Origin of the sequence: Secundilactobacillus collinoides DSM 20515 = JCM 1123 (genome assembly GCF_001435975.1) — a bacterium.
GTDB lineage: Bacteria > Bacillota > Bacilli > Lactobacillales > Lactobacillaceae > Secundilactobacillus > Secundilactobacillus collinoides.
Window position 1 is genome coordinate 281,885 of sequence record NZ_AYYR01000013.1, and the last position, 15,847, is coordinate 297,731.

Below are 15,847 nucleotides of genomic sequence, written 5' to 3' on the forward strand. Positions count from 1 at the left end.
CCGTCCAACAATTTATCGGACCTGTTACTTATTCAGTTTCTATTCAACTGATACAACGAATGGGTAAACTGGCTGGTCACCTTCATGGATCTCAACTTCCAGTTCGTCGTCAAGGTCGCTCACAGCCTCAGACAGTGTCGTTGCTTCTGCCTCATTAGCGTCGGCACCATAAATGATCGTAACGATCTCACTGTCTTCGTTCAGCATCTTAGCAACCATCTGTTTAGCGGTATCCTGCAGCGTCTTGCCGACAACCGCGATCTTGCCGTCGATCAAACCCATGAAATCATTTTTCTTGATGTTAAACCCGTCAACGTGGCTGTCGCGGACCGCGTGGGTCACTTCGCCGCCAGTGACCGTGGTCAGATTTTCCTCCATGGCCGCCTGGTTTTCGTCAATCGTATGGTCTGGCTCGAAGCCCAGCATCGCCGTCATCCCTTGGGAGATCGACTTGCTATGAACGATAACCGTAGGCACATCAGCCGCGTCAACGGCCTGGTCAGCAGCCATGAAGATGTTGCCATTATTTGGCAAAACGATGGCCTGTTTGGCGCCACTTTGGTTAATTGCGTCAACGATGTCCTGCGTGCTTGGGTTCATGGTCTGCCCGCCGCTGATTACAGTGGTGGCGCCCAGACTCTCAAACAGGGTCTTCATCCCATCGCCGGCAGCAATCGTAATAATGGCCGTTTCAGGTGCTTCCTTCGGCTTTGCTTGTTCGGCAGCAGCCTGAGCATCCTCATCGTCCTTTTCCATAATGGTCTCTTGTTGCAGGCGCATGTTATCGACTTTGACTTTGGCAAGGTCGCCAAATTCCTGACCCCAAGCTAAAACTTTTCCGGGGTGTTCAGTGTGCACGTGGACTTTAACGATCTCATCGTCATTGACCACCAGCAAAGAGTCCCCAAGGTTCGCGAGGTATTGGTAAAATTCGTCATAGTCAAATGGATGATCGACCTGCTTGCCCTTACCGATCCGCACCATAATTTCAGTACAGTATCCGTAAACGATGCTGTCAGGGTCAATGTTACCCTGAACGCTGCGGTGATGTTCCGCGTCGATCATTTCGTCCATTTCATTTGTGTTTGGTTTATGGTTAGCCGTTACCTTGATCTCACGGTCGTTTAACACATCGTCAAACGCCTGTAACACAAAGGTCAGCCCCTGCCCGCCAGAATCCACAACACCGACCTGCTTTAAAACAGGCAGCAGATCCGGAGTCGTCTTAAGCGCGTCACTGGCAGCCTCGTAGGTGGCATCCATGACTGCAACGATGTTATCGTCGCGTGCAGCCGTCTTACGGGCCGCTTTGGCAGCTTCCCGGATAACGGTGAGGACAGTTCCTTCGGTAGGCTTCATAACGGCTTTATAGGCCGTTTCAGCACCCGCAGCAAACGCGTCAGCCAAGTCAGTGGCCGTCAAGTCGTCTTTTCCTTCCGTGCTCTTTGAAAAGCCACGGAAAATTTGTGACAGGATCACCCCGGAGTTCCCGCGAGCGCCCATTAAAAGGCCCTTAGCTAAGGCCGTCGCTAAGGCACCTACTGATTCACTAGATTCATCATTTAAATATTTGAGACCACTGTCTAAGGACAGGCTCATATTCGTTCCTGTATCACCATCCGGAACGGGGAAAACGTTAAGGGAATTAATGAATTCCGCATTTTGGTCAAGGAATGCAGAAGCTGCCTCAACCATCTTTGCGAATTCACGATTCGTTATTTTCTTTGTCTGCAACAAAATAATCCTCCTCGCCCCACTAGTCAGCTAGTACTTGAACACCCTGCACCGTAACGTTCACGGAATTGGCAGTGATGCCCAGCATTGTTTCTAAATTATATTTTACTTTTGACTGAACAGTTCGTGAGACTTCTGAAATTTTTGTGCCGTAACTGACGATAATGTTGACGTCAACAGCTACGCCATTTTCTTCCTGACGCACAACAACACCCTTAGCGTAATTTTCACGCTTTAAAATATCATTCACATTGTCGCGAATCTGATTTTTGCTAGCCATGCCAACAACCCCATAGTTGTCAGTAGCAGCACCACCAACAACGGTGGCGATCACATCGTTATCGATGTCGATCAATCCGTGCGGTGTCTTAATTTTAACGGCCATCTGAACGCAGCCTCCTTGTAGTCCTAGTCTTAACGATATTTTATATTAACACATGTTGGGGGGGAATAAAAATAAAGAGTGCGGAAAAAGGCGCTTAAGGGGCGGAGCATAAGGACTTTGAAACGAAAAATCCCGATCTTGGATTTTTGGTTTCAAAGTCCTTATGCGGGAGCCCCTTGCCTTTTGGAGCACGTTTCGACGCCATATCAACAGTGAGCAATGTCGCTCGCCCCTAGAGCAAATAAAATAGCAGCGAGCAAACAGGCAGAACCTGCAACGCAAGCCAACTTCAACGAAAAATCCCGATCTTGGATTTTTGGTTTCAAAGTCCTTATGCGGGAGCCCCTTGCCTTTTGGAGCACGTTTCGACGCCATATCAACAGTGCGCAACGCCTCTCGCTCCTAGAGCAAATAAAACAGCAGCGAGCAAACGAGCAGAATCTGCAACGCAAGGTAATTCGACCTGAACCCCCCAACGTGGCTTTTCGTACCAGAATCCTCATACAAAATGTTCTGCCTCTCCAACGTATTTCAGGGTCAGAGGTGCTAACGCGCTCCAGCACTCATAATAATCAAAACAGCATGCTACAGCCAGTAATCACAAAAGTCAATCAATGATAATCCCGACGCACATTTTGACATCAATACTATTATAACATCTTCCGCCATTGTCTTGCTTTTAAATCCTTGACGACAGGCGTGTTTGTTGATTAACGACCTCACCATTCCCTTGTCACACATTGCCGGTCAAAAATCTTCCCAAAATCACTTGCTCACCGTCAAAAAATCGGTCATAATAGTAACATTCGGCAATGAATACAACGCAACGTTGTGGTGCATTGCACAACAGACTGGTTGGAATACAGCTTTCATTGGAAAAGACCGCTAAATTTAAAAATTCTGAAACCCTATGATACCGGCAATCTTAACTGTCAAGTATTTCTACTTGAAAGAAAACTATTGCATTCCTAAAACGGGTATGATAAATTGTTTTAGTGAGCTTAAAGCAACGTATTTTAGATAAGTCTTAAAGGAGGATGTTTACCCATGGCAAAAGATTTCATTAGTGGCAAGCGGACGCACTTTGGTAACAAGCGTTCTCACGCCTTAAACGCATCACGTCGTGCTTGGAAGTCAAACTTACAAAAAGTTCGTATCCTGGTTGATGGCAAGCCTAAGAAGGTTTGGATCTCAGCTCGGACTTTAAAGTCAGGCAAAGTGACCCGTGTTTAGTTAAAAAAGTTTGGCTTAGCCAAGCTTTTTTTGTTTGGCCATTTTATCGCAGTGCAAAACGCCCTAGTGTCTCACTAGCGGCGTTTTTTATTTATTAAACCACTGAGCTAGCATACACCGCGGTTCTGACCCTCCCAGAATATCCATGGCCCTCCAAAGATTGTCGAATGGTATTTTTTATCGCGCTATTATCCGGTTGCTAACAGCCGTTAATCACAGGTTCTGGCTGGATAAACTGGCTGAATTCAAAATCGCGCTTTAAGCAACTGACAGGAAGTGCGCACCACAAACTGAAAATGAGTCACACAAAAGCGGACTACTTTACAAAATCCACCTGGAATTTGATAAAGTAGTCCGCTTTTGCACCAGTCTTAACCGGTTTGTTTCATTTACTATTAATCACGGCTCTGAATAACGGCCAGCAAACCGGAATCAAACGAGAACTTGCCCGTTTGACCAACAAACTCATTGCTGGCATACGAAATCGGATACGGTACATCCTCGTGATCAAGGGTGTATTTTTCATCGACCAGTGTCAGACCGTCAACTTTTTCCAACGGGACAAACGCCAAATACTTCTTGTCCGCTTCCTTGTCAATGATATAGTCACCAGGCAGGAAGAAGGTGATCGTGTTGGTTCGGTCGATAAACCGGATCTGGGGCGCAAAATCGCGGTAGCGCGGTTTCAAGACCAGCCACAGGTTAGCCAAAAAATGGTCTAACCGTCCCCCGGTCGCGCCGTAGATGTCCAACCGGTCGTATTGATACTCCTTAAGAGCCACCGTAACGGCGAGTTCTGTGTCAGTTTCATCCTTTTCAGGAATGGCCTGGCGAATATCACCGATCGCTGTTTTGACCCGTTTCAGCTCATCTGCTGAAAGCGAATCAAAATCACCAATGGCAACTAATGGGGTCACTCCCATATTAAGCAGCCGCAGCGTCCCACGGTCAACGCCGATCCAATCACCACTGACCTTGCCAGCGGTTAGTTGTTCCGGCCATTCACTGGTGGGACCGCCCACAAGCAAGTTCAGATGGCTCATTTTACTTCGTCGCTTCCTTCAGCGTGTCCACTTGTGCAGCTGGATCATCGGCATCAAAAATGTATGAACCAGCAACGGCTACCGTGGCGCCCGCATCCGCACAGTCCTTAATGGTGTTTGCTTTTACACCGCCATCAACTTCGATGTCAAAGTCGTAGCCTTCAGTTTGTTTAAGCTGATCTAATTGTTGAATTTTCTTAAGGGTTTCAGGCAGAAACTTTTGGCCGCCAAACCCGGGATTGACCGTCATGACAAGCACTTGGTCAACCATGTACAAAACGGGTTTGATAGCCTCGACAGGTGTCCCAGGATTGATAACAACCTCGGCCTTGGCGCCAGCATTTTTAATTAACTGAAGTGCCCGGTGGATGTGAGCCGTTGCTTCAACGTGGACCCCGATGATGTCGGCGCCGTTTTCAGCAAATTGTTCCACGTAACGTTCTGGGTTTTGAACCATCAAGTGAACGTCCAGCGTCATCTTGGTGATTGGCCGAATGGCTTTAAGCCAACCTGGACCATATGAAATGGCGGGCACAAAGTTGCCGTCCATGACGTCGATGTGCAGGTATTCTGCACCGGCCTTGTCTACTGTTTCAATGTCCTTTTGAAGATTTACGTAATCCGCACTCAAAATTGATGGTGCAATAATCATGAATCGTCCCTCATTTCTTATAATTTGGTTTTTGATTTTTCAAGGTTTGGTACAACAGTAAATAATTGTCGTAGCGGCTCTGCATGATCTCACCGCTAGCAACCTGTGCCTTCACTGCGCATCCTGGTTCGTTCACGTGGACGCACCCCCGAAAACGGCAGTCAACTGACGCCCGTTTAAATTCAGGGAAATACTGGCCAAGTTCCTTCGATGTGAGTGAGAACGCTTCGTAGGATGAAAAGCCAGGAGTATCGGCAATCAATCCATCCGCGACGGTCAATAACTGGACACGCCGGGTAGTATGACGCCCCCGATTAAGTGCGGTCGAAATCTCCCCGGTCGCTAAATTCAAATTTGGCGCCACGTGGTTTAACAGGGTCGATTTTCCGGCCCCGGTCTGCCCCATGATCACACTGACCTTACCCTTCAAAACGGTCTTGACCGCAGTTAACGCTGCCTCACTAAACGGTTCTCTGGTCAAAATGACCTGAAACCCCGCTTTGCGATAGCCAGTCGTCAGCGTCTCAAACGCTGCCCACTCACTGTCACTCAGCAGATCCGTTTTGGTAAAGTAGATCACCGGTTCAATATCAGCCATTTCCAGCGCTAATAATTGCCGGTCCAACAAGTTGGTCGTAAAATCGGGCTGTTTCACTGCCGTTGCCACAATAGCTTGATCAACGTTCGCAACGGGTGGGCGCTGTAACTGGTTGCGCCTTGGCAATATCGCCAAGATGTACCCATCTTTGCCCTCATTTGACTCAAACGATACCCGGTCACCGACTAACGGGGTGATCTTTCGATTTCGAAAATTACCCCGCGCCCGTGTTCGAACCGTTTCACCATCGTCAGTAACGACATCATAGAAACCGCTTAAAGATTGTCGAATTTGGCCTTCCGCCACATCAACGCCACCTTTCAAAATAAAATAAAAACCAGTTGCTTCTTTATTATAGAAGAACTGGTTTTAAAATGCAGTAATTATTAGTGAGAATTTTTCGTAACGTTATTATCTGACAAGATCACTTTCCCGTCGCGAACGATCTTGTAACCGCCGCTCTTCCCTGATTCAACAGCGAATGGCAAACTGACCTGCGTGTCTTGTGCAATGGTTAATTGTTTGTATACACTGCGGTAATTGTGATCCTGGTCACGCAAGTAAATCTGAACAACGTTGGCCGAGTCGTCAGAACTGGCACTGCTGCTGTCTGATGAAGAATCAGAACTGCTGTCATCAGAACTTGAGCTGCTGGACTCAGACGACGCTTCAAACGGAATATCAACGGTCACACTGAATTCATCGATCTTTGGTTTTGTCGGCTTTGGTCCCCGGGACAACGTGACCACGATGGTCGTCCCCTCGGTGACCAGACTGCCGGCAGCAGGACTCTGGCTCGTCGCCTTGTCCTTTTTAGCGCTGGCATAACGATAGTTGAAAGACACGTTCAACGACTCCTTGCTGGCGTAGCTTTGAATCTGACTCTTTGTTTTGCCGACAAGGTTAGCTAACGTCAATTGTCGCTGACCCGCTGAAACGGTGAAGGTTACCGTGGTACTGTCAGGATCGATTCGGGTTCCTGCAGTGGTACTTTGAGCCATGACCGTGCCGACTGTGATGTCGTTTGATGTCTGATTCTGACGCTTAACGGTCACACCCTTGGCCCTTAATATCGAGGCTGCCCGCGTGTAAGATTGCCCGACATAGTTGCCGATTTTAATCAGTTTTGGCCCGCTGCTGAGTGTCAGCATCACGTTGCTTTGCGTTTCAACCGACTTTTTCGCCTTCGGGTCTGTGCTGATCACCCGCCCTTTGCGAATCTGACGGCTGTTCTTGTGCGTCACCTTATTTACCGTCAAATTCTTGGCCGATAATTTCGTTTTGGCAGCTGTTTCGGTCATTCCCGTCACGTCAGGCACTGAAACATACTTCGGCCTGCCCATCCAAAAAGCCAGAACCGTGCCGGCAATCAGCAACAAGATCAACCCGATCAGTGCCGCCCACCAGCGTTTGCGATGGTGCCGTTTCTTCTTTTTGGGTTTAGCGACCTTCACGCCGTTCTCATCTGTCTCATCCGCCTCGTGAGCAGCCAATTCCGATTGGAGTGCCGCCTTATCAAGAACCTTGGTTTCACCATTATCGGAATGATGATCCGGGACAAATTTAGGCTCGCTGGCCCGCCGGGGGGACAGCGATGTTTCCAAGTCATCCGCCATATTCTTAACGTTGGCATAACGGTCCTCTGGCCGCTTAGACGTTGCCTGCAGCACCACGTTCTCAAGTGCCTGCGGGATCCGCGGATCAAAATCACGCACTGACGGAATCTCTGACTGAAAGTGTTTGATGGCAATTGAAACCGCGGTTTCACCCTTAAAGGGCACCGTACCTGTCAACATCTCGTAGAGGATGATCCCCAACGAATAAATATCTGACTTCTTGGTGGCCATCCCACCCCGTGCCTGTTCGGGTGATAAATAATGGACCGACCCCAGCACAGTGTTGGTCTGGGTCAGTGAATTTTGCGATAGTGCAACGGCGATACCAAAATCAGTGATCTTCGCCACACCATTTTCGTCCATTAAAATATTTTGCGGTTTAAGGTCACGGTGAATAATGTTGTGATCGTGGGCCACTTTTACAGCGGAGAGGACTTGCTCCATGATGTTGATGACTTCCTGGTAAGGAATCGGGAAATTCTTTTTGATATATTCCTTAAGATCCATGCCCTTAACGTATTCCATGACCAGGTACTGCATCCCGTTTTCTTCACCAACGTCGTACACACTGACGATGTTCGGGTGCACCAATTCAGTGGCAGCCAATCCCTCACGCTGAAACCGTTTGATTGTTTTGGGGTCATCACGCAGATCAAGCCGAAGCAGCTTGACCGAAACATCCCGGTCCAAGATCAAGTCGTGGGCTAAATAAACGTTAGCCATGCCGCCTTCACCAAGGGACCGAATGATGCGATAGCGCCCATTTAATGTGTAGTTTGCTCGCATTAGTCAGCTGCCCCCGATCCATTGTCGGCGATAACCACCGTAATGTTGTCAAGGCCACCGGCTTCGTTTGCCATGGCAATCAACTGATCACACTTGTCTAACAGCGATTCGTGTCCCTGCAGAACGGCCTGAATGTCAGCATCGCTGACCATGTTCGTTAGTCCGTCCGAACAAAGCAGGACAACGTCCTTGCTGTTCAGTTTCAGATAATGCAGATCGATCTGAACCTTTTCAGTCACACCAAGGGAACGCGTAATCACGTTTTTTTGTGGGTGAACCTTAGCTGCCTGTTTGGACAGCTCGCCCCGTTTAACCAGTTCGTTGACCAGAGAATGGTCCTCCGTTACCTGGTTAAACTTTTTATGCCGCAATAAATAAGCCCGGCTGTCACCGATGTTGCCAACAATCAATTCCTTGGGCAGCATCAGTGCCAAAACGACCGTCGTACCCATGCCTTTAAGGTCCACAAACTGCTGGGAACGCTCACGAATATTTGAATTTTCTTCATCAATTTGGGATTGTAACCACTTTGAGGCGGTATCAAAATCGTTGATCGTCGATTTTTCAAAGGCGTGACCAAGGTGGAACACCGCCATTTCTGACGCCACGTCACCACCCTGATTACCGCCGATACCATCCGCAATGATGGCCAGCTTTATCCCAGTCTGGTTGGTAAAGACCCCGACGTTGTCTTCATTGTCGGTTCGCCGTTCACCAATCGCTGTCCGATAAGCAATCTGCATGTTATTTGTCTCCGTTCATCGTACCCGTTTGAACTGGCTGATAAAGAAGCCGTCAGACCCGTAATCATCCGGATAGATTTCTAAATAATCACTTTCACGGTCCGCCTTTAACGCGTTGGCCGTTTGGACCCGCTGGGAGATAAAGCCGGGGTGGTCGGCTAAGAACGCGGCCACCACATCCCGATTCTCCTGATTCAAAATCGTGCAGGTACTGTAAGTTATTATACCGTTAATTGTCACCTTATTGGCAACGGCATCCAAAATTGTCAGCTGAATTTTTGCTAACGCCTCAGAATCACGTAGTTGTTTTTCATAACGGATCTCAGGTTTTCGTCGAACAAGGCCAATCCCTGAACAAGGTGCATCGACTAGAATCTGGTCAAACATCCCGTCAGCAAAGACATCGTCAACCTTGCGTGCGTCCAGTGTCAGGGCATCGACTCGGTCGCTGAGGCCCATCCGCTTAGCGTTTTGGGTGATCAACCGAACCTTATGCTGATGAATATCCAGTGCAGTAACCTGACCGCCGGCTGATTCATCAACGTTTTCAGCCAATTGAACCGTTTTGCCGCCAGGCGCTGCACAGGCGTCTAACACCTCTTGATTGGCGGTCACGTGCATACTTTCAGCCGGCAGCATGGCACTTTCATCTTGAATCGTGATGTCACCGCGTTTAAACAGTTCCGAATGATTGGCCGGTTTGCCGTGTAGAACAAGACCGTTTTCACTTACGGCACTTGGCGTGACATCATACCCGTCTGCCGTCAGCTGGGCGGTTGCTTCAGCCACAGTTAACCGGGTGCGATTGACCCGAACGGACTGGTTCGCCGGCTGATTGATCACGTTTAAAATGGCCTCAGTTTTTTCAGCACCGCGCTGGTCGATCAGCGTTGTGATCAGCCATTCCGGTACCGAGTACTGGATCGACCAGCGTTGCGTTCGGTCCGTGATCTCAGCTGGATCTGGCAACCCGGTTCGGTCCATTTGGTGCAAAACCCCCGTCACAAACCGTCGAATCCCCTCATGTCCGCGAACCTTAGCGATATTGATTGTTTCGTTAAAAATCGCCCGCTTTGGAACACGTTCCAGATATTGCCACTGGTAGATAGCCGTTTCAAGCAGCACTTTGACCCAGGGTTGTAATTTGTTTGGTTTTTTAATAAACGGTTTCAATTGATAATCAATCGTCAACTCATGTTGAATAACACCGTAAACAATGTTTGTGAGTAAATTGGCATCGCACGTCTCCAGATGGGCATCGTCCAATATCTGGTTCAGTTGCAAATTAGAATAAGCACCCTTTTGAATACGCATCAGGGCGGTTACCGCTAGTGAACGTGGATTTTGATCAGGTGTTGTCATAGGTCAACCACCTGCTCGCCGATGGTTAAGGCGTCTTCCGTACCGTTTAGAAAATCAGTCACTGACTGTTTCGGCTTGCCAGCCGGCTGTAGTTTGTTGACGCTGATCGTGCCATGGGCGCCGGTTGACAAAACAAGTTCGTGTTTGCCACGCCGCACAACTCTTCCGGCTGCTAAATCAGTCTTTTCATCCAGAACGGTCACGTCCCAGAGTTTGGTTCTCGTGCCTGCCAAAATAATGTAGGACGACGGAAACGGTCGTAAACCGCGAATCTTGGCATCCACTAATTCTGCTGGTTGACTAAAATCAACTTCTTCTTGTTCAGGTTTAATGGTCGGTGAAAAGGTCACTTTGCCCTCGTCTTGCGGCACCGGTGAAATATTGCCGCTCAAAATGTTAGGAATCGTTTCCAGTAACAGGTCCCGACCAAGCAGACTCAACTTGTCAAACATGCTGCCCACATCATCCGTCTTCTCAATAGGAATCGCACGCTGACTGATTACATCGCCAGCATCCATCTTTTTGACCATGTAAATGATTGAGACACCGGTCTCATCATCATTATTCATGACCGCATAGTGCACTGGGGCACCGCCGCGATACTTCGGCAGTAACGAAGCGTGAACGTTGATAGCTGCCACTTTTACTGACGCAAGCAGTTTATTTGGCAAAAATTGGCCAAACGCTGCCGTCACGATCAGATCCGGCGCAATGTCGATGACCTTTGCCATTTCATCACTACCGCTGATTTTTTCTGGTTGAAGCACTAAAATATTGTTTGCCACCGCCACTTTTTTGACAGGTGAGGCTGTAAGCACATGTTTACGGCCAACGGGACGGTCGGGCTGGGTGACGACTGCCTTTACGTCATAACCTTTGTCCACTAGGCTTTGTAGGATTGGCGCCGAGAATTCCGGGGTCCCCATAAATACGATTGAAGTCATTAAATTTCTCCTTTTACATAAAACTCATTGGGTTATTGTCGATTGCAATCTGCAATCCCTTGCGCGCTTTTTGGGCTTGATTTAATAATTTAAAGAGCAGCGCCGACAATTGCGGCTCCTGCTTGTACTTAATAACGAGTTGATAATAGTAACGTTTGTTAACCCGTGCAATGGCGCTGGGCGTTGGCCCGAGGATGATGGCATGTTGACTCAGCCCGGCCTGCAGCTCGGCCGCTATCTTATGAATGGCGGTCGCCGCGACACGTTCTTCAACGTCGCTAGCGGTCAGCTTGACCGCAAAATAGTATGGCGGGTAGTTTCCCTGATGCCGTAACTTCATTTCGGTCACAAAGAACCGCTCATAGTCCTGTGACTTTGCCAGCTGAATTGCGTAGTGATCCGGGTTGTACGTCTGAATAAAGACCTGACCAGGTTTCTGAGCCCGTCCAGCCCGTCCGCTGACCTGTGTCAGCAGCTGGAACGTCCGTTCACTGGAACGAAAATCCGGCATGCCAAGCGCCGTATCGGCATTCAGCACACCAACCAGCGTGACATCTGGAAAATCCAGACCCTTAGCGATCATTTGCGTCCCCAGCAGAATATCGGCCTCATGGTTGCCAAACTGCCGCAAGAGGCGTTCGTGAGCGCCCTTACGCCGGGTTGTATCAACGTCCATCCGTAAAATACGTGCATTTGGCAATAATTGTTTTAATTCCGCTTCAACTTTTTGCGTGCCCGTCCCATAGTAGCGAATATGGCGGCTGTGACAGTTAGGACAAACTTGTGGAATCGGTTCTTCATGGCCGCAATAGTGACACTTCATGCTGTGCGTATCCATATGAAGCGTCAGTGAAATGTCACAGTTTGGACATTTCAGTACAAAACCGCAATCCCGGCACATCACAAAGGATGAAAAGCCGCGCCGATTCAACATTAAAAGCGATTGTTCGCCACGGGCCAACCGGTCATTAATGGCGGTCATCAGCGGTGTCGAAAACGTGCTTTCAGCATGTTGCTGCAATTCCTGAGTCATATCCACGATGGTGACCTTCGGCAGCGCCTGCTCATTCACCCGCGTCGGCAGTAATAGACGCTGGTAACGATTTTTCTGAGCACGGGCCCGGCTTTCAAGCGACGGTGTTGCACTGCCCAAGACAACCGGGCAGTGGTGATAACGACTGCGCCACAAGGCCACATCTCGTGCGTGGTAGCGCGGATTATCATCCTGTTTATAACTAGCTTCATGTTCCTCGTCCATGATGATCACGCCAATGTTGGTCAATGGTGCAAACACCGCTGAGCGCGCGCCGACTACGACACGTGCTTCGCCACGGTCGATCCGGCGCCACTCATCGAAACGTTCCCCAGCGGACAACCCGCTGTGCAGCACTGCCACCGCTTTGCCAAAACGGCCGCGGACCCGGCCGACAATCTGCGGTGTCAGTGAAATCTCGGGAACCAGCATCAACGCATTTTTACCCTGTTCAAGGGCGTTGGCAATGGCCTGCAGGTACACTTCAGTCTTCCCGCTGCCCGTCACCCCTTCCAAAAGGAAGGTGGTCTCTTGCTGTTCATCCGTTGCCCGGCAAATGGCCGCCACAGCAGTTTGCTGGGCGTCATTCAATTTTAACGGTTGGGTCTTCACCACCGCATTGCTTAGGGGATCACGATAAACCTCCGTTTGATAACGGGTCAGCCAGCCTTTATCGGCAGCACCTTTGATAACGGCACTTGTAACGCCTAACTGTTTTTCGAGAGCCGGTTGGCTGACCGGCTCAGTTTGCACCATTAAATGATCCAGCAGGTCAGCCTGCTTTACCGCCGTGACCCGCAATTTTGATTTTGCTGCTTCAAGGTCCGCCTTTGGCAGTGCCGGTTTGACCATCGTCACTAATTTGGCGTGGCCCTTGCTTTTAACCTCATACGTCACGTTGATGGCGTGTTTCCGATACAGACTCATTAATTCATTGAACTGAGCCGTTGGTAATTTATCAGTCAATTCCAGCCGAGATTGGTCACCAAATAAGCGTTGCCGGGTTGCTGTTGATAGCTGCTCTCCCGGCGTTGCCCATTTTTCATAGGCGGCCTTTAACGCGTTGGGCAGCATTGTCAGCAAAACACTGATGGTAAACGCATAGGTCGTGCTGGCCAGCCATTCCGCCATTGCCATCAATTCTTGATTTAAAACAGGACTCAGGTCCATCACACTATCGATAGTCTTTAACTCATGTTCGGTCGAAACTAACTCATGCACGCGCCAAACAAAGCCCTGCACTTTACGACTCCCGTTACCAAAGGGCACGATAACGCGCATTCCCGGCAACAACGGGGTGGTCAGCGTTGCCGGAATCAAGTATGAATACGGCGTGTTTGTTTGCATCGTTGGCACGTCAACAATGACTTCTGCAACCTCTGGCATCCTATCCCTCTTTTGTGTCTACTAAGCGTGCGAGTTCGTCAACGACGGTCGCGGCAACCGCGGTCTTCGAAACGAGCGCAGTCTGCACCGGTGTTTTGTCCCGGCTGAGAATCGTCACCTGATTGGTGTCGCCGTTGAAGCCGACACCAGGCTGGGAAACATCGTTTGCTACCAGCAGGTCAAGCTGTTTACTCGTCAACTTTTTCGTTGCGTTAGTGATTAAATTTTGTGTTTCCGCAGCAAAGCCGACGGTCAATTGTCCCGGCTGTTTAAGGCTCGCTGCTGTTTTTAGAATATCCGTTGTTTTTACCAACGATAATGTCATTTCGTCATTATCTGCCGTTTTTTTAATTTTTTGATCCACGCTCGTTTTGGGACGAAAATCAGCTACTGCGGCCGCCATGACTAAAATATCTGCCTTGGGAAAATGGTGCACAACGGCATCCGCAAGGTCTTCGGTCGTCGTCACCGGTACCAGGTGAGTGCCATTTGGCACGGTCAGCCTAGTTGGCGCAGAGATCAGCGTCACATTCGCCCCGCGATTCACGAGTTCAGCCGCGATTGCATAGCCCATTTTACCAGACGAATCGTTTGTAATAAACCGCACCGGGTCGATTCGTTCACGGGTCCCGCCAGCAGTGACCAGCACGTTCTTGCCACTGAACACTGTCTTGGGGCGGGATAGGAGCTGCAGCTCAGCTAAAATCGTGTCGGGTTCAGCCATCCGGCCCTTACCTTCGTATCCTTCAGCTAAAAATCCTGTTCCCGGTGCCACGAAATGGACCCCGTTGGTTGTTAAGGTATTAAGATTATGCTGCACTGCCGGCTGATTCAACATGTGTTCATTCATGGCTGGGGCCAATAATATTGGTGCCGTCGTCGCCATTAACGTCAGGCTGGCCATATCGTCAGCAATCCCGTTGGCTAGTTTGCCGATAATATCGGCGCTGGCCGGCGCAACAATTGCGTAATCTGTCCAATCCGCAAGTTCGATATGGTCAACTGCGGTTGGGGTCTTACTGTCAAACGCCGAAGTCAGGACCTGATTTTTGGAGAGAACCTGAAAACTCATGGGTGTCACAAACGCCTGGGCGGCAGTCGTCATCACAACCCGCACACGGGCGCCCGCCTTGACGAGCAGACGCGTTAAGTATAGAGATTTGTAGGCAGCGATGCTGCCAGTGACATAGAGCGCCACATTTTTATCGTTTAACATGCTGATGCCTCCGTTGAGCCTTGTTAGTATTCATTGTACCAAGAAATTGCCGCTGGTCACAGTTCTAACATTTGGGATTCTTATATGTGATGAGTAAAACAATGAAATGGTTCTTAAAGACGTGCCTGACCACTAAAATAGTCACACCATTAGGCGACAGTCGTTGAAAACGGTACGTCCACAAAAAAACGAAGAAGCGATGACAAAACTGTCGGCCTCTCCGCTCTTACGTGTGGTGCTTTACTACTAAGGATCATCTCTAGATCGTTATTTTAAATCTGTTCCTCGTTATCTGGGTCGATCATAACCTTGCCGGCTGCGATTTCTTCCAATGCACGGCCAATGGTCTTTGGCGACTTGTACTCAGCCAACAGAGGCTTAGCACCAGCGTCCAATTCATGGGCCCGCTTGCTTGCTAACATAATTAATGAGTAACGTGAATCAACACGTTCTAGTAAATCATCAACTGATGGGTAAAGTAACATAATTAATCATCTTCTCCAATCATTTGTTCGTAGTCAGGCATCACGCGCGTCACCCGCAACCGTTCGGAGCGGATGATTGTTCGAATGCTGGTAACGGCGTTTTCAACTTCATCATTAACAACCGCATAATCGTAATTACGCATCATTTTGATCTCGCCAACGGCTTTTTTGATTCGGGCATTGATGACCTCAATGTCTTCAGTGCCGCGATTGATCAACCGGTGTTTCAATTCCATCAGATCAGGCGGTGTCAGGAAGACGAAGACTGCGTCGGGACAATTTGCCCGAACTTGCATAGCACCATTGACTTCAATTTCCAAAAAAACGTCCTTGCCAGAATCCAAGGTCTCATTAACATAGTTTAATGGTGTGCCATAGTAATTGTCAACGTATTTGGCGTATTCTAGCATTTCACCATTTTGGATATTATCCTCAAACTGTTCTTTCGAAACAAAAAAGTAGTCAACACCGTTTTTTTCGCCTTCCCGAGGTTGGCGGGTGGTCATTGAAATAGAGTATTGAAAGTCGGTGTCGCCCTCATCAAACAGCGCCTTGCGAACGGTACCTTTACCGACGCCGGACGGGCCAGACAGGACAATCAGCATTCCTCGTTTTGTCATTGATCGAGATC

At 49.0% G+C, this 15,847-nt stretch carries 14 protein-coding genes; 1 reads left to right on the top strand and 13 read right to left on the bottom strand.

The window, feature by feature from the left end; translation table 11 throughout:
* Positions 1–39: 39 nt before the first annotated feature.
* Both FC82_RS03720 and FC82_RS03725 read right to left on the bottom strand, forming a co-directional pair.
* A complete protein-coding gene (locus FC82_RS03720) occupies positions 40–1,734 on the bottom strand; it encodes a DAK2 domain-containing protein (protein ID WP_054758710.1) in 1,695 nt (564 codons plus the stop codon).
* 22 nt (positions 1,735–1,756) lie between these two features.
* Positions 1,757–2,119 (bottom strand): Asp23/Gls24 family envelope stress response protein, encoded by a 363-nt coding sequence (locus FC82_RS03725; protein ID WP_054707069.1) that lies wholly within the window; start codon positions 2,117–2,119, stop codon positions 1,757–1,759.
* Positions 2,120–3,166: 1,047 nt separating this feature from the next.
* On the opposite strand from FC82_RS03725, the gene rpmB reads away from it, so the two are divergent.
* Entirely contained in the window at positions 3,167–3,352 is a 186-nt protein-coding gene (gene rpmB / locus FC82_RS03735; protein WP_054758441.1) for a 50S ribosomal protein L28, read from the top strand.
* 395 nt (positions 3,353–3,747) lie between these two features.
* Here rpmB and FC82_RS03740 read toward each other — a convergent pair whose 3' ends face one another.
* The 11 genes from FC82_RS03740 to gmk all read right to left on the bottom strand — a co-directional run bounded on the left by FC82_RS03740 (position 3,748) and on the right by gmk (position 15,836).
* On the bottom strand, positions 3,748–4,395 hold the full coding sequence (locus tag FC82_RS03740; protein ID WP_056996238.1) for a thiamine diphosphokinase: 648 nt from the start codon (positions 4,393–4,395) through the stop codon (positions 3,748–3,750).
* A 1-nt stretch (position 4,396) separates the two neighbouring features.
* Positions 4,397–5,047 carry a ribulose-phosphate 3-epimerase gene (gene rpe / locus FC82_RS03745; protein ID WP_054758439.1) on the bottom strand — a complete coding sequence of 217 codons (651 nt, stop codon included), beginning with the start codon at positions 5,045–5,047 and terminating at the stop codon, positions 4,397–4,399.
* A gap of 10 nt (positions 5,048–5,057) precedes the next feature.
* Positions 5,058–5,951: a ribosome small subunit-dependent GTPase A gene (gene rsgA, locus FC82_RS03750; RefSeq protein WP_056996239.1), complete on the bottom strand. Its 894-nt coding sequence runs from the start codon at positions 5,949–5,951 to the stop codon at positions 5,058–5,060.
* An 80-nt stretch (positions 5,952–6,031) separates the two neighbouring features.
* On the bottom strand, positions 6,032–8,047 hold the full coding sequence (gene pknB / locus FC82_RS03755) for a Stk1 family PASTA domain-containing Ser/Thr kinase (protein WP_056996240.1): 2,016 nt from the start codon (positions 8,045–8,047) through the stop codon (positions 6,032–6,034).
* On the bottom strand, positions 8,047–8,790 hold the full coding sequence (locus FC82_RS03760) for a Stp1/IreP family PP2C-type Ser/Thr phosphatase (protein ID WP_054758436.1): 744 nt from the start codon (positions 8,788–8,790) through the stop codon (positions 8,047–8,049). Before FC82_RS03760 ends, pknB begins: the two co-directional genes overlap by 1 nt.
* A gap of 15 nt (positions 8,791–8,805) precedes the next feature.
* The gene (gene rsmB, locus FC82_RS03765; protein WP_056996241.1) at positions 8,806–10,152 is read right to left on the bottom strand and encodes a 16S rRNA (cytosine(967)-C(5))-methyltransferase RsmB; all 1,347 of its coding nucleotides are present in this window, start codon (positions 10,150–10,152) and stop codon (positions 8,806–8,808) included.
* On the bottom strand, positions 10,149–11,096 hold the full coding sequence (gene fmt / locus FC82_RS03770; RefSeq protein ID WP_056996242.1) for a methionyl-tRNA formyltransferase: 948 nt from the start codon (positions 11,094–11,096) through the stop codon (positions 10,149–10,151). The genes rsmB and fmt overlap by 4 nt, the downstream gene beginning before the upstream one ends.
* Before the next feature lie 13 nt (positions 11,097–11,109).
* Entirely contained in the window at positions 11,110–13,515 is a 2,406-nt protein-coding gene (priA, locus tag FC82_RS03775; protein ID WP_056996243.1) for a primosomal protein N', read from the bottom strand.
* Between the two features lies 1 nt (position 13,516).
* Positions 13,517–14,731 (bottom strand): bifunctional phosphopantothenoylcysteine decarboxylase/phosphopantothenate--cysteine ligase CoaBC, encoded by a 1,215-nt coding sequence (gene coaBC / locus FC82_RS03780; RefSeq protein ID WP_056996244.1) that lies wholly within the window; start codon positions 14,729–14,731, stop codon positions 13,517–13,519.
* Between the two features lie 272 nt (positions 14,732–15,003).
* Entirely contained in the window at positions 15,004–15,216 is a 213-nt protein-coding gene (rpoZ, locus tag FC82_RS03785) for a DNA-directed RNA polymerase subunit omega (RefSeq protein ID WP_054758434.1), read from the bottom strand.
* 2 nt (positions 15,217–15,218) lie between these two features.
* Positions 15,219–15,836, bottom strand: a complete 618-nt coding sequence (gmk, locus tag FC82_RS03790; RefSeq protein ID WP_056996245.1) for a guanylate kinase — start codon at positions 15,834–15,836, stop codon at positions 15,219–15,221.
* Positions 15,837–15,847 lie beyond the last annotated feature (11 nt).

What these genes read in the sequence shown, in the direction of transcription:
- gmk (WP_056996245.1), bottom strand. Translation starts at nt 15,836, where the DNA reads ATGACAAAACGAGGAATGCTGATTGTCCTGTCTGGCCCGTCCGGCGTC.
- rsmB (WP_056996241.1), bottom strand. Translation starts at nt 10,152, where the DNA reads ATGACAACACCTGATCAAAATCCACGTTCACTAGCGGTAACCGCCCTG.
- rpoZ (WP_054758434.1), bottom strand. Translation starts at nt 15,216, where the DNA reads ATGTTACTTTACCCATCAGTTGATGATTTACTAGAACGTGTTGATTCA.
- FC82_RS03740 (WP_056996238.1), bottom strand. Translation starts at nt 4,395, where the DNA reads ATGAGCCATCTGAACTTGCTTGTGGGCGGTCCCACCAGTGAATGGCCG.
- FC82_RS03725 (WP_054707069.1), bottom strand. Translation starts at nt 2,119, where the DNA reads ATGGCCGTTAAAATTAAGACACCGCACGGATTGATCGACATCGATAAC.
- pknB (WP_056996240.1), bottom strand. Translation starts at nt 8,047, where the DNA reads ATGCGAGCAAACTACACATTAAATGGGCGCTATCGCATCATTCGGTCC.
- fmt (WP_056996242.1), bottom strand. Translation starts at nt 11,096, where the DNA reads ATGACTTCAATCGTATTTATGGGGACCCCGGAATTCTCGGCGCCAATC.
- priA (WP_056996243.1), bottom strand. Translation starts at nt 13,515, where the DNA reads ATGCCAGAGGTTGCAGAAGTCATTGTTGACGTGCCAACGATGCAAACA.
- FC82_RS03760 (WP_054758436.1), bottom strand. Translation starts at nt 8,790, where the DNA reads ATGCAGATTGCTTATCGGACAGCGATTGGTGAACGGCGAACCGACAAT.
- rpmB (WP_054758441.1), top strand. Translation starts at nt 3,167, where the DNA reads ATGGCAAAAGATTTCATTAGTGGCAAGCGGACGCACTTTGGTAACAAG.
- coaBC (WP_056996244.1), bottom strand. Translation starts at nt 14,731, where the DNA reads ATGTTAAACGATAAAAATGTGGCGCTCTATGTCACTGGCAGCATCGCT.
- rpe (WP_054758439.1), bottom strand. Translation starts at nt 5,047, where the DNA reads ATGATTATTGCACCATCAATTTTGAGTGCGGATTACGTAAATCTTCAA.